The sequence below is a fragment of the Nocardioides xinjiangensis genome, from assembly GCF_017916385.1.
Taxonomy (GTDB): Bacteria; Actinomycetota; Actinomycetes; order Propionibacteriales; family Nocardioidaceae; genus Nocardioides; species Nocardioides xinjiangensis.
This window is the reverse complement of the sequence record NZ_JAFMSW010000001.1, coordinates 2,735,677-2,748,573: the sequence shown is the minus strand read 5'-3', so window position 1 is coordinate 2,748,573 and position 12,897 is coordinate 2,735,677. Positions and strand designations below refer to the sequence as shown.

Annotated in this window: 17 protein-coding genes; 7 read left to right on the top strand and 10 right to left on the bottom strand. The window is 73.6% G+C overall.

The features are described from left to right. Positions 1–11: 11 nt before the first annotated feature. The 5 genes from purE to J3P32_RS17900 form a co-directional block, all read right to left on the bottom strand. Positions 12–569 carry a 5-(carboxyamino)imidazole ribonucleotide mutase gene (gene purE / locus J3P32_RS12950; RefSeq protein ID WP_210440219.1) on the bottom strand — a complete coding sequence of 186 codons (558 nt, stop codon included), beginning with the start codon at positions 567–569 and terminating at the stop codon, positions 12–14. An 8-nt stretch (positions 570–577) separates the two neighbouring features. Beyond that, positions 578–1,744, bottom strand: coding sequence for a 5-(carboxyamino)imidazole ribonucleotide synthase (locus J3P32_RS12945; RefSeq protein WP_307861685.1), 1,167 nt, complete (start codon positions 1,742–1,744; stop codon positions 578–580). A 44-nt stretch (positions 1,745–1,788) separates the two neighbouring features. After that, entirely contained in the window at positions 1,789–2,103 is a 315-nt protein-coding gene (locus tag J3P32_RS12940) for a winged helix-turn-helix domain-containing protein (protein ID WP_210440218.1), read from the bottom strand. Between the two features lie 130 nt (positions 2,104–2,233). Then, positions 2,234–2,599: a GyrI-like domain-containing protein gene (locus tag J3P32_RS17905; RefSeq protein ID WP_246850113.1), complete on the bottom strand. Its 366-nt coding sequence runs from the start codon at positions 2,597–2,599 to the stop codon at positions 2,234–2,236. 9 nt (positions 2,600–2,608) lie between these two features. Further along, entirely contained in the window at positions 2,609–3,031 is a 423-nt protein-coding gene (locus J3P32_RS17900) for a MerR family transcriptional regulator (protein WP_246850111.1), read from the bottom strand. Positions 3,032–3,111: 80 nt separating this feature from the next. Here J3P32_RS17900 and J3P32_RS12930 point away from each other — a divergent pair, with 80 nt between their 5' ends. Beyond that, positions 3,112–3,471 (top strand): nuclear transport factor 2-like protein, encoded by a 360-nt coding sequence (locus tag J3P32_RS12930; RefSeq protein ID WP_210440217.1) that lies wholly within the window; start codon positions 3,112–3,114, stop codon positions 3,469–3,471. A gap of 24 nt (positions 3,472–3,495) precedes the next feature. Here the strand turns inward: J3P32_RS12930 and J3P32_RS12925 are convergent, their stop codons facing one another. From J3P32_RS12925 to J3P32_RS12915, 3 genes are read right to left on the bottom strand one after another with little or no spacing between them, the layout of a single operon-like run. Continuing rightward, positions 3,496–4,515, bottom strand: a complete 1,020-nt coding sequence (locus J3P32_RS12925; RefSeq protein ID WP_210440216.1) for an adenylate/guanylate cyclase domain-containing protein — start codon at positions 4,513–4,515, stop codon at positions 3,496–3,498. After that, entirely contained in the window at positions 4,505–5,008 is a 504-nt protein-coding gene (locus J3P32_RS18530) for a PH domain-containing protein (protein ID WP_210440215.1), read from the bottom strand. Before J3P32_RS18530 ends, J3P32_RS12925 begins: the two co-directional genes overlap by 11 nt. Before the next feature lie 32 nt (positions 5,009–5,040). Continuing rightward, complete coding sequence (locus tag J3P32_RS12915; RefSeq protein ID WP_210440214.1) at positions 5,041–5,838, bottom strand: biotin--[acetyl-CoA-carboxylase] ligase; 798 nt, start codon at positions 5,836–5,838, stop codon at positions 5,041–5,043. A gap of 69 nt (positions 5,839–5,907) precedes the next feature. Here J3P32_RS12915 and J3P32_RS12910 point away from each other — a divergent pair, with 69 nt between their 5' ends. The 6 genes from J3P32_RS12910 to J3P32_RS12885 all read left to right on the top strand — a co-directional run bounded on the left by J3P32_RS12910 (position 5,908) and on the right by J3P32_RS12885 (position 10,745). After that, positions 5,908–7,560, top strand: a complete 1,653-nt coding sequence (locus tag J3P32_RS12910) for an acyl-CoA carboxylase subunit beta (protein ID WP_455430091.1) — start codon at positions 5,908–5,910, stop codon at positions 7,558–7,560. Beyond that, entirely contained in the window at positions 7,560–7,781 is a 222-nt protein-coding gene (locus tag J3P32_RS12905) for an acyl-CoA carboxylase subunit epsilon (protein ID WP_210440212.1), read from the top strand. The genes J3P32_RS12910 and J3P32_RS12905 overlap by 1 nt, the downstream gene beginning before the upstream one ends. Positions 7,782–7,899: 118 nt before the next feature. Further along, positions 7,900–8,940, top strand: a complete 1,041-nt coding sequence (locus tag J3P32_RS12900; RefSeq protein WP_210440210.1) for a type IV toxin-antitoxin system AbiEi family antitoxin domain-containing protein — start codon at positions 7,900–7,902, stop codon at positions 8,938–8,940. 96 nt (positions 8,941–9,036) lie between these two features. Then, entirely contained in the window at positions 9,037–9,633 is a 597-nt protein-coding gene (locus J3P32_RS12895; RefSeq protein ID WP_210440208.1) for a Maf family protein, read from the top strand. An 18-nt stretch (positions 9,634–9,651) separates the two neighbouring features. Then, entirely contained in the window at positions 9,652–10,287 is a 636-nt protein-coding gene (locus J3P32_RS12890) for a CDP-alcohol phosphatidyltransferase family protein (RefSeq protein WP_307861684.1), read from the top strand. Further along, positions 10,287–10,745, top strand: a complete 459-nt coding sequence (locus J3P32_RS12885) for a VTT domain-containing protein (protein WP_210440206.1) — start codon at positions 10,287–10,289, stop codon at positions 10,743–10,745. Before J3P32_RS12890 ends, J3P32_RS12885 begins: the two co-directional genes overlap by 1 nt. A gap of 50 nt (positions 10,746–10,795) precedes the next feature. On the opposite strand, the gene J3P32_RS12880 is transcribed toward J3P32_RS12885, so the two are convergent. Further along, positions 10,796–12,010, bottom strand: coding sequence for an ABC transporter permease (locus tag J3P32_RS12880; protein WP_210440204.1), 1,215 nt, complete (start codon positions 12,008–12,010; stop codon positions 10,796–10,798). After that, positions 12,007–12,888 carry an ABC transporter ATP-binding protein gene (locus J3P32_RS12875; RefSeq protein WP_210440202.1) on the bottom strand — a complete coding sequence of 294 codons (882 nt, stop codon included), beginning with the start codon at positions 12,886–12,888 and terminating at the stop codon, positions 12,007–12,009. The genes J3P32_RS12880 and J3P32_RS12875 overlap by 4 nt, the downstream gene beginning before the upstream one ends. Positions 12,889–12,897: the final 9 nt, after the last annotated feature.

Below are 12,897 nucleotides of genomic sequence, written 5' to 3'. Positions count from 1 at the left end.
CGGCCCCTGGTTCAGAAGCCGAGCTTCCTGGGCCGCGCGGCCTCCCGGACGGCCTCGCCCTTGGCGTGCGCGGTCTCGGCCAGCGCCGCCTGGTGGTCGAGCAGCCGCTGCCGGAGCCCCGGATCGCTGGTGGCGAGGATCCGCGCGGCGAGCAGGCCGGCGTTCCGGGCGTTGCCGATGGCGACGGTCGCGACCGGGATGCCCGCGGGCATCTGCACGATGGAGAGCAGCGAGTCCATCCCGTCGAGGTACTTCAAAGGCACCGGCACCCCGATGACCGGCAGGGGCGTGACCGCGGCAAGCATGCCGGGCAGGTGCGCCGCGCCCCCGGCACCGGCGATCACGACCGACAGGCCCCGCGTGTGCGCCTGCTGACCCCACTCGATCATCTCGGTGGGCATCCGGTGCGCGGAGACCACGTCGGCCTCCCAGGCGACGCCGAGCTCGGTGAGGGCCTCGCCGGCGGCCTGCATGACCGGCCAGTCGGAGTCCGAGCCCATCACGATCCCGACCTGCGCCCCGTCCTGCGCCCCGTCCTGGGCTCCGTCCGGCTGCTGCGTCTGGCTCATCGTGTCCCTCACTCGCTCTCGTCGCCGAGGTCGCCGCGGAACCACGCGGCGGCGTGCCGGGCGCGCTCGAGGCAGTCCTCGAGGTCGTCGCCGTAGGCGTTGACGTGGCCGACCTTGCGCCCGGGACGGAGGTCCTTGCCGTAGAAGTGCACCCGCAGCCGGGGGTCGCGCGCCATGGCGTGCGGCAGGCCGTCGTAGAGCCGGCCGGTGTCGGCCGGTCCGCCCAGGATGTTGACCATCACGGTCCAGCGAGCACGCGGAGCCGGCGACCCGAGCGGGAGGTCCATGACGGCGCGCAGGTGGTTCTCGAACTGCGACGTCACGGCACCGTCCTGGGACCAGTGGCCGGTGTTGTGCGGGCGCATGGCCAGCTCGTTGACCAGGATCCGGCCGTCGGTGGTCTCGAAGAGCTCGACGGCGAGGATGCCGGTGACGTCGAGCGCGCCGGCGATGCGGAGCGCGATCTCCTGCGCGTGCCCCGCCAGCGCGGGCGAGAGGTCCGGAGCGGGCGCGACGACCTCGTGGCAGATGCCGTCGAGCTGGGTCGAGGCGACGACCGGGTACGCCGCGGCCTGGCCGCTGGGGGCGCGGGCGACGAGGGCGGAGAGCTCGCGACGGAAGTCCACGAGCTCCTCGGCCAGCACCTCCACGCCGGCCGCCGCAGCGGCGTCGAAGGCCGCCTGCGCCTCGTCGAGGGCGCGCACGACCCACACCCCCTTGCCGTCGTAGCCGCCCCGCGTCGTCTTGAGGACGCACGGCAGGCCGAACGACTCGACGTCGGCCGACGAGGCGACCACCGCGTTGCGCGGGCACGGCACGCCGAGCTCGGCGAGGCGACGGCGCATCACGGCCTTGTCCTGCGCGTGGACGAGCGCGTCGGGCCCGGGGCGCACGGCCAGCCCGTCGGCGGCCAGGGCGTGCAGGTGCTCGGTCGGCACGTGCTCGTGGTCGAAGGTGACCACGCTGGCGCCGTCGGTCACCCGGCGCAGCGTCGCGAGGTCGGTGTGGTCGCCGACGACCTGGTCGGGGATCACCTGCGCGGCGGAGACGCCCTCGGCCTCGGCGAGCAGGCGCAGCGGGAGCCCGAGCCCGATCGCGGGCTGGGCCATCATCCGGGCCAGCTGGCCGCCCCCGATGACGGCGAGCGTGGGAGCACGGTGCACGGTCGAGGACACGACGGGGAGCCTATCGACCCGGGATCGCCGGGCCGGGCGAGGGCTCAGCCGGCGGCGGTGCCGGCGGTCTCGAAGCGCAGCCCGCGCCCACGGTGGGTGGTGATCAGGGTGGGCCGGCGGGGGTCGTCCCCGAGCTTGCGGCGCAACCAGCCCAGGTGCACGTCGATGGTCTTGGAGCTGGTGTAGAACGACGCCTCCCAGACGTCGGCCATGAGCTCGCCGCGCGTGACGATGTCGCCTGGGCGCGCCATCAGGGCGTGCAGGAGCTGGAACTCCTTGCGGGAGAGCCTGATCTCGCGGTCGCCGCGCCAGACCCGCCGCGCGGTCGGGTCCAGTCGCACGTCTTGCACAGCCAACACGCGCCGAAGGTAGGGACGACCGGTCCCACCGGTGGGCCTTTCGACGAGAAACGGCAAGTGGTCTGGTCCACTCGCCGCCGTGCCTCGCTGTCGTGGCCCGCGCTCCCGTGCGTCGCCCGGGGGCGGGCCCTCAGCGCTCGCCCACGCCGAAGACCGGCCACCCGATCTCGGTGCGCCAGGCCGCCGGGTCGGCGGTGTCGCGCGGACCGACGAGGTAGGTCTCCCGCACCGGTCCGGCCACCGCCAGGGCGTTCGCGACCACCCAGGCACCGACCTCGCCGTAGGTGACGTCGATGTCGTCGTGGGGGCCGGTGTGGGTGGCGACGGCGAGCTCGACGGCCGGCAGCGTCACCGGGTGCACCCGGCCGCGGCGCGGCGGGCGTGCGGTCGGGCGGTGGACGAGCACGTGCCCGCGGCCCTCCTCGAACAGGGCGTTGTCGTACAGCCCCCCGGGCGCGCCGTCGCCGTCCTCGACGACCGCGTCGAGCTCGGCCATCGCGCCGGCCTACCACGCGAGGACGTCGTCGACGCCGACGTCACCCTCCACGGCGGCCACGGTGGTGGCCGGGACCGCGCGCACCTCCACGTGCACGGGCGCCGGGTCGGGGGCGAGGAGCCGCCGGAGCGAGGCGACGGCTCCCCGGGTCCGCTCCAGCTCGGCCTCCAGCCGGCGGAGGTGCTCGGCCACGAGGGCGCCGCGGGCGGCCGGGTCCGGCGCCTCGAGGATGCGTCGCACGTCCGCGAGCGGCACGTCGAGGTCGCGGAGGCGGTGGATCACCTGTGCAGTCGGGATCTGGTCCGCGCCGTAGGAGCGGTAGCCGGTCGCGGGGTCGACGGTCGCCGGGACCAGCAGGCCGGCGTCGTGGTAGCGACGCAGGGTCCGGATGCTCAGGTGGGTCAAGCGGGAGAACTCGCCGATCGCCAGCATGCCCCGCAGTGTGCACCCTCTCGCAGGGGGAGGGTCCAACGCTTGACCCTCGCCCGCACGGACCCGGCACGGTGGCCGACATGGACACGAACGCTCCCGACGCCGCCCTGCCTCCCACGATCCGGGCCTTCCTCGCCGCGCACGCCGCCAGGCAGGTGGACGCCGCGGCCCGCGCCTTCTCCTCCTCCCCCACCTCGCCACCGGTCGTCGTCGACGACGGGCACACCTACCGCGGGACCGAGGAGGTCCGTCGCTTCCTGCGCGACGCCGGCGGGCAGTACACCTACACGACCGAGCTCGTCGGCGCGGAGCGCGTCGACGACACCCGCTGGGTGGCGGTCAACCGGATCGAGGGCGACTTCCCCGGTGGGGTCGCCGAGCTGCGCTTCCGGTTCACGCTCGTCGACGACCGCATCGCCGAGCTCGTCATCGCCCCCTGACGACCCACGCGGGTCCGCGGCCGGTCAGCGACGACGTACGGCCACCGGCTCCACGAGCCCGAAGCCGCGCACCGGACGGGCGGGCAGGCGGCGGTTCTCCCACTCCTCGGCCGGCAGCAGGTCGGCGGTGTTCTGGTCGACGATGAGCCGGTTGCGGCGTGCGACCTGCGTCAGCCGGGCCGCCATGTTGACCGGCGGGCCGAAGATGTCGCCGAGGCGCTGGATGACCGGCCCGCTGGCCAGGCCGAGGCGCACGTCGGGCATCTTGGAGTCGCGCCCGATGACGTTGATGATGCCCTCGGCGACCCCGACCGCCTCCTCGGCGGTGGGGGTGACGAAGAGCACCGAGTCGCCGAGGCTCTTGATGATCCGCCCCCCGTAGCGGGCGACCACGTCCTGGCAACGGCTCTCGAAGACCTCGACGAGGTCGCCGATCTCGTCCCGGTCGAGGGTGTTCGACAAGGCGGTGAACGAGACCAGGTCGGCGAACCCGACGGTCACGTCGATCGTGTGCAGGTCCTCGTCCTTGGCGCCCATCGCCTCGATCCGGCCGACGGCTGCGGCCAGGTGGCGACGCCAGGCGTAGACGAGCAGCCGCTCGAAGGGCGGGTTCACCTCCTCGATGAGGCGCAGCGCCGAGCCGATGCGCGAGCCGGTGGCCTCGTCGCCGGCCTCGAGCTCCTCCACCCGGCTGACGAGCGTGGAGACCTCCCAGTCGGCGAGCCGGGCCATCGTCTGGCCCACACCGCGGGTGAGGTTCACGGCCATGTCGAAGTCGACCGCGCCGGCGTCGACGAAGCCCATCAGCGTGGCGACGGCCTCGATGTCCGCCGCGGTGTAGGCCTTCTCACCGCTCAGCTCGGGGAAGCCGAGCGCGCGCCACAGCCGGCGGGTCTGCTCGATCGTCATGCCGGTCTCGGCCGCCACCTCGAAGGCGTCGAACTCGGGGGCGCTGCGCAGGATGGCCTGGTCGAGCTCCTCGCCCGCCGGCTGTCCCCCGTCCCGGTCGGGCGACCCGCCACGAGGAGTGCGGTCAGGCGCCATCGTCGCGGTGGTCGCCGCTCGAGAGGCGGTGCAGCTCGTCGGACACCTGGAGCTGGACCCGCTCCACGTCGGGGATGTCGTGCAGCTCGACCCGGCCCTCGGTGCTCGCGTCGGAGACCACCAGGGTGCCGCAGCCGAAGAGGCGGTCGACGACGCCGATCTCGAAGTCGACGCCGCTGATGCGGTTCAGCGGGATGGTGCGCCCCTCCTTCGCGACGAGGCCGGAGCGCTTGATGAAGCGGCGGTTGGTGAAGGTGTACGTCGTGGTCGACCACACCACCAGCGGGCGGACGACGAACCAGACGACCACCAGGACCGCGACGGCCCCCGCCACGAGGCCGACGACCGTGGAGTCGGTCACCGTGCTGAGCACGAGCACGGCGGCGACCGCGAGGACGAGCACCAGCGCGGGACCGACCAGCGCCTTGGCGTGCGTCCGGGTGGAGACCACGACGTGTTCGCCCTCGTTGAGGAGCTTGGTCGGGAACGGCACGCGCCGATCATGTCACCCGGTGCACCCGACTGCTAGGCGGGCCGCACGTGCACCACGTCGCCCGCGGCGACGGTGAGCGTGCCGTCGTCGGTGCCCACCACGAGCGCCCCGGTCGCGTCGATGTCCAGGGCCTCGCCGCGGCGTACGTCGCCCCCGGGCAGGTGCACGTCGACGGTCCGACCGAGCGTGACGCACACGTCGGCGTACGCAGCCCGCAGCGAGCCGACGTCGTCGAGCAGTCCCTGGAGGCCGTGCAGCGAGCCGAGCACCTGCCCGAGCAGGTCGGTGCGCTCCACCGGCTCGCCGGTCTCGAGCGACACCGACGTGGCCTGGGCGACCGGGAGCTCGTCGAGGGTCTGGTCGACGTTGATGCCCACGCCCACGACGGCCAGAGGGCCGGTCGCCGTCTCGACCCGCTCGACGAGGATCCCGCACACCTTGCGGCCGGGCCCGCCGTCGGCGTCGACGAGCACGTCGTTGGGCCACTTCAGCGCGATGTCGGGCAGGCGGTCGGCCAGCGCGGCCTGCACGGCGTACCCGGTGAGGAGCGGCAGCCACGGCCACGAGGTCGGCGGTGTGTCGGGCCGCAGCAGCAGCGAGAAGGTCAGCGCCGACCGCGCGGGCGTCGTCCAGATCCGGTCGAGGCGCCCGCGCCCGGCCGTCTGGTGCTCGGTGACCAGCACCAGGCCGGGCGCCTCGCCCGCCCGGGCGCGCTCGGCGAGGACGGCGTTGGTCGACGGGGTGGCCGCCACGACCTCGACGCGCCACCCCGCGGGCGTGGCCAGCCGGTCGAGGTCGAGGGGTGGGCGCGAGGGGGTCGGGTCGCTCATGGGTCTAGATTGCCGCAGTGGGAGACAGCCACGTGCAAGCGACCGAGTCATGCCACAGGAGGCCACCGCGTGAGTGCACAGCCGGGTGAAGGCACCGAGGTCCCCGTCCCGGGGACCGAGCAGGGGACCGACATCGACATCCACACGACCGCCGGCAAGCTCGCCGACCTCGAGCGCCGCCTCGACGAGGCCGTGCACGCGGGCTCGGCGAAGGCGGTCGAGAAGCAGCACGCCAAGGGCCGGCGCACCGCCCGCGAGCGCATCGAGATGCTCTTCGACGAGGGCACCTTCGTCGAGCTCGACGAGCTGGCGCGGCACCGCTCCACGGCGTTCGGGCTGGAGAAGACCCGCCCGTACGGCGACGGCGTGGTGACCGGCTACGGCGAGGTCGACGGCCGGATGGTGTGCGTGTTCAGCCAGGACTTCACCGTCTTCGGCGGCTCCCTCGGCGAGGTCTACGGCGAGAAGATCACCAAGGTGATGGACCTCGCCATCAAGACCGGCTGCCCGATCATCGGCATCAACGAGGGCGCCGGCGCGCGCATCCAGGAGGGCGTGGTCTCCCTCGGCCTCTACGGCGAGATCTTCCGCCGCAACGTCCACGCCTCCGGCGTCATCCCGCAGATCAGCCTGATCATGGGCAACTGCGCCGGCGGGCACGTCTACTCCCCCGCCGTCACCGACTTCACCGTCATGGTCGACCAGACCTCGGCGATGTTCATCACCGGTCCCGACGTCATCAAGACCGTCACCGGCGAGGACGTCTCGATGGAGGACCTCGGCGGGGCGCGCACCCACAACACGAAGTCCGGCAACGCCCACTACATGGCCTCCGACGAGGAGGACGCCATCGCCTACGTCAAGGCGATGCTGTCCTACCTCCCGCAGAACAACCTGGATCCCGCACCCGAGTACGAGGCGCCAGCCGAGTACACAGGTGGGCTGTCCGCGACGGATCTCGACCGCACGCTCGACACGCTCATCCCCGACTCGCCGAACCAGCCCTACGACATGCACGACGTCATCACCGCCGTCGTGGACGACGAGGAGTTCCTCGAGGTCCAGGAGCTCTTCGCCCCGAACATCCTCGTGGGCTTCGGCCGCGTCGAGGGGCGCTCGGTCGGGGTGGTGGCCAACCAGCCCATGCAGCTCGCCGGCACGCTCGACATCGACGCCTCCGAGAAGGCCGCCCGGTTCGTCCGGTTCTGCGACGCCTTCAACATCCCGGTGCTGACGTTCGTCGACGTCCCGGGCTTCCTGCCCGGCACCGACCAGGAGTGGGACGGCATCATCCGCCGCGGCGCCAAGCTCATCTACGCCTACGCCGAGGCTACCGTCCCCCTGGTCACCATCATCACCCGCAAGGCCTACGGCGGCGCCTACGACGTGATGGGCTCCAAGCACCTCGGCGCCGACATCAACGTCGCCTGGCCCACCGCCCAGATCGCGGTGATGGGCGCGCAGGGGGCGGCCAACATCGTCCACCGCCGCACCCTCAAGGCGGTCGAGGAGGCCGGCGGCGACGTCGAGGCCAAGCGGGCCGAGCTGATCGACGAGTACGAGACCACGCTCGCCAACCCCTACATCGCCGCCGAGCGGGGCTACGTCGACGCCGTCATCGCGCCGCACGAGACCCGCGTCGAGGTCATCCGGTCGCTGCGGCTGCTGCGCTCCAAGCGGGAGACCCTCCCGCCGAAGAAGCACGGGAACATCCCGCTCTGATGGGGGCCGCGAGCGACGAGACCCCGCTGCTGCGGGTGGTCGACCCCGACGCGACGGCCGAAGAGGTCGCGGCCCTCGTGGCCGTCCTCACCGCCCTCGGCTCGGCGGGCGCCGAGCCGCCGCCGCGGCCGCGGCCGTCGTGGAACCACCCCGCCCGGGGGGTGCGCACCCCGCACCGGGCGGGTCCGGGCGCCTGGCGCGCCAGCGGCCTGCCGCGCTGACCCGACGGTGGAGCGCCGGGCCGGACCTAGCGGCCGCGGGCTCCACGGTCGCGGAGCGCCGTCCACAGGCGGGTGCCGGTGGCTCGCGCCGGTCCTCGACGGGCGGGATCGTCGGGGGATGCCGAAGCGCTCACCGAGCACGCTCGACCATGCCGGACTGGCACGCCTGCTGCGGGAGCAGGACGGGCTCGTGTCGAGGCCACAGCTGGTCGACCTCGGCGCCTCCCGTGCCGACGTACGCCGCCTGCTCGACCGCCGCGAGCTCGTCGCGGTGCACCCCGGGGTGTACGTCGACCACTCCGGTCGTCCCACGCGCCGCCAGCGCGAGTGGGCGGCCGTGCTCGCCTGCGCGCCCGCCGCGCTGCACCGCGAGTCCGCCCTGGACGCCTCCGGGATGACCCGCGACCGCGGGACCTCCGGCGGCCCGGCGGTCGTGCACCTCGTGGTGGACCGCGGGCGCCGACTCACCCCGCCCGAGGGCGTGCACGTCGAGCGCGTGCGCGACATGGGCAGGTGGGTGCACGAGCACCGGCGGCCGCCCCGGGCGCGCTTCGACTACGCGCTCCTCAAGGCTGCGGCCGACCGGCCCGAGGCCGAGGCCGTCGCGTTGCTCTCCGACGGGGTGCAGCAGGGCCTCACCACCGCCGGGCGGCTGGTCGACACCCTCGGCCAGCTGCCGCGGCTGCCGCAGCGGGCCCTGCTCCTGGCCATCGTCGAGGACGTCGCCGCCGGCACCCGGTCGGTGCTCGAGCAGCGCTACCTCTGCGACGTGGAGCGTGCCCACGGCCTCCCGCGCGGCGAGCGGCAGGTCCGCCAGCACACCGCGAGCGGCACGGTGCTGCGGGACGTCCGGTACGGCCCCGAGCGGACCCTCGTCGAGCTCGACGGCGCCTTCGGGCACCGCGACGCCGTGGACCGGTGGGCAGACCTGGGACGCGACGTCGACGCGGTCGTCGACGACCACGTCACGCTGCGGGCCGGGTGGGCGCAGGTCCTCGAGCCCTGCCGGCTCGCCGGGGCGGTGGCCACGGTGCTGCGGCGACGCGGCTGGGAGGGGACGGCTCGCCCCTGCGGGACCCGGTGCGGACTGTACGTCGACGATGGAGGCACCGGCCGGACCTACCGGCCGCCGGCTCCACTGTCGCGCCCCCGCGGCTAGGGTCACCGGCGTGACCGCAACCATCGACGGACTGTGCGACGCCCACGGCGACGACCGCCGCGGGCTCGACCCGCTGCGCACGGCGCTGGAGCGCCTGTGACGACGCTCGTCCTGGCCTCCGCCTCGCCCGCCCGGCTGGCGACGCTGCGCGCGGCCGGCCTCGACCCGACCGTCGTGGTCAGCGGCGTCGACGAGTCGCAGGTGACGGGGCTCCCGCCCGCGGAGCTCGCCCTCCGGCTGGCCGAGCTCAAGTGCGCGGCGGTCGCCGAGCGCGCGGACTTGCCCGCAGAGGCGCTCGTGCTCGGCTGCGACTCGGTGCTCGAGCTCGACGGCCAGCCGCTCGGCAAGCCTCACACCGCGGACGAGGCGGCCCGCCGCTGGCGCGCGATGCGCGGTCGGTCCGGGGTGCTGCACAGCGGGCACTGCCTGCGCGACGTCGCGACGGGGCGGGTCGCGGCGGCGACGGGTTCCACGCTCGTCCACTTCGCCGACGTCAGCGACGCCGAGGTCGAGGCGTACGTCGCCACGGGCGAGCCCCTGCACGTCGCGGGGGCGTTCACCATCGACGGGCTCGGCGGGGCGTTCGTCTCGCGGATCGAGGGCGACCACCACAACGTCGTCGGGGTCAGCCTCCCGCTGCTGCGCGAGCTCGTCCTGGGGCTCGGCCACGCGTGGACCGATCTGTGGCGCTGACCCGATAGCATCCCCGGCGTGGGGAGCGGGGCGCAGGGAGGACCGGCCGTGGTGGCCGACCCCGACGACCGCTACGGCGTCCGGGACGAGCGGCTGCTGACCGGCGCCACCGTGATCACCGCGGTGCGCACCGTCGCCAGCGTCGTCCTCGCCGCGACCGCCGCCCACCAGCAGAGCCTGACCCTGCTGGTCGTCGCGCTCGGCGTCTACTGGGTCGGCGACATGCTCGACGGGTTCTACGCCCGGGTGCGCGACTGCGAGACCCGCATCGGCGCGGTGCTCGACATCATGTGCGACCGGCTCAACGCCGCCGCCTTCTACATCGGCCTCGCCTGGCTGCAGCCCGACCTGTCGCCGGCGGTCTTCGTCTACCTGGCCGAGTTCATGGTGGTCGACTGCTTCCTGTCCATCGCGTTCCTGGCGTGGCCGATCCGCAGTCCCAACTACTTCTTCGTCGTCGACCGGCAGATCTGGCTGTGGAACTGGTCCAAGCCCGCCAAGGCCGTCAACAGCGCGCTCTTCGCCGTCCTGCTGCTGGTGACGGGCTGGATGTGGGTCGGGCTCGCGATCGCCACCGCCCTGCTGGTGCTCAAGTGCGTCTCGCTGCGCCGCCTCACGCGGATCGGGCTGCCCGTGCCCGGGGCCGTCGGCTGATGCTCTTCTGGAGCGTCATGGGCGCCTCCATCGGGTCGGCCCTGCTCCCCCTCATCAACATCGAGGCCATCCTCGCCGTGTCCGTCAGCCGGGCCCCCGGCCACACGTGGGGCCTGCTCCTCGCCGCCACGCTCGGCCAGATGCTCGGCAAGATCCTCTGGTACTGGGGCGGCATGCACGTCGAGCGTGCGCCCTGGGTGCACCGTCACCTCCAGAAGCCGCGCGCCAAGGCCTCGCTGGACAAGTGGCACGAGCGCGCCGAGGGCCGGCCGTGGTTCACGGCCGGCCTGCTCTTCGTGTCCGCCGCCAGCGGCATCCCGCCGTACGCCGTCACCGCGGTGCTCGCCGGCGTCCTGCGGGTTCCGCTGTGGATCTTCCTCGTGACCGGCGTGCTGGGCCGCGGGCTGCGGTTCTGGGCCGTGGTGGCCGGGACGTCGTCCCTGCTCCACCTCTTCTGACCCGTGCGGACCGCGGCCCACGGCCGGTGCGAGGACGCCGGCGCCCGGTGCTACTCGGCGGCGGCCCACGCCTGGCGCAGGGTGACCCGCCCGCCGGTCTGCAGCAGGGCGCGGCGGTAGAGGCGCTCGCCGACCCACACGGTCACCGCGGCGAAGGCGGCCAGCAGGCCCAGCGCGAGCAGCGGCTCCCACCACGCCACGCCGCCGGCGAGGATCCGCTTGGGCATCACGACCGCGGACACGGGCGGGACGAAGGAGGCGATGACCTGGCCGCGGCCGTCGAGCGAGACGCCGCCGAAGAACATCACCAGCATGAGCATCGTCAGCGGGGTGGAGGTGGCCTGCAGGTCCTCGGTGCGCGAGGCGAGGGAGCCGGCCACGGCCCACAGGCAGGCCAGCGCGACGAAGCCGGCGAAGAAGAAACCGACGAACCACGCGGTGGGCCCCGACAGGTCGGGGACGAAGGACTTGTACGGCGTGAACGTCAGGCCGACCAGCCCGACGGCGAGGTAGACCAGCAGCTGGATCATCGCCAGTGCGGTGTTGCCGAGCACCTTGCCCGCGAGCAGGTGCCGCAGCGGGATCGCCGCCGCGATGATCTCCACGATGCGGCTCTGCTTCTCCTCGATCACCGACGAGGCCAGCTGCATGCCGAAGACCAGCGCCGCGAAGTAGAAGAGGAAGACGAAGACGAAGCCGACCGCCTCGGCCACGCTCGCCCTCTCGGCGTCGCCGCGCAGGAAGTCCGTGCTCACCGTGCTGCCCGCCTCGAGCGCCTCGACCGTGCTCCCGACGTCGGCCGCGTTCTCGGCCAGCACCTGCTGGCGCACGACCACGCGGGCCACGTCGGTCAGCGAGTCCTGCTCGCTCGACTCCGAGGTCAGCTGCCACCCGCCGTCGGCGGGGTGGAGCCACGCGTCGGCCTCGTCCTCGCGCAGCGCGGCCTCGGCGGCGTCCCGGTCGTCGACCTCGAGGACCGTGACCTCGACCCTGTCGTCGACCTCGGGCGCCGACTCCTCGATCGCGGAGGCCATCTCGGCGGCGTCGGGCGTGGCGGCGAGGGTGACCTCGTCGGTCCGGCCGTCCTGCCAGGCGGTGAAGCCGATGAAGCCGACGAGCATGGCCACCATCAGCACGGTGCCGACGAGGAACGACTTGTCGGTGATCCGCGAGACGACCTCGCGGCGGGTCACGAGCAGCCAGGCGGGCTCGGTGCTGCGGTCGGTGCTGCGGTCGGTGCTGCGGTCGGTGCTGTCGGCGTTCATGCGGTGGCCTCCCGGTAGATCTCGCTCAGCGCCGGGCGCACCCGGACGAACTCGTGGACGTCGCCGCGGCCGGTCGCCTCGGCGACGAGGTGCTGCTCGGCCCCGTCCTCGCGGACCTCGACCAGCGCGGTGGTGCCGTCGAGGTCGAGGACCTCGAGGCCGCGGAGGTCGCGGACCCAACCGGCGTCGCCGCCGAGGACGAGACGGAAGCGCGGCACCCCCGCGTCGCGCAGCTCCGTCACCGTCCCGGCGGCGACCCGGCGTCCGTGGGCCAGCACGACCAGCCGGTCGCACAGGCGCTCGACGAGGTCGAGCTGGTGGCTGGAGAAGAGGACCGGCACGTCGTCGCGGGTGTACTCCCGCAGCAGGTCGACCATCGAGTCGACGGCCTTCGGGTCGAGCCCCGAGAACGGCTCGTCGAGGATGAGCGCGGCCGGCCGGGGCAGCACCGAGGCGATGATCTGCACCCGCTGCTGGTTGCCCAGCGACAGCTTCTCGAGGTGGTCGGTCGTGCGCCCGCCGAGGCCGAAGCGCTCCAGCAGCTCCTGCACCTGCGCGCGGGCCTCGACCCGTGCCATGCCCTTGAGCTGGGCGATGTAGACCAGCTGGTCGAGGATCGGCTGCTTCGGGTAGAGCCCGCGCTCCTCGGGCATGTAGCCGTAGGACCGGCGGTCCAGGCGGGTGATCGGTCGGCCCTGCCACCGCACCTCCCCCTCGTCGATGCCGAGCACGCCCATCACCATCCGCATGGTCGTGGTCTTGCCGGCGCCGTTGCCGCCCACGAAGCCGGTCATCTGCCCGGCCGGCACCTCGAACGACACGTGGTCCACGGCGGTGTTGTCCCCGAACCGCCTGGTCAGCTCCCTGATCTCCAACATGACCACGAC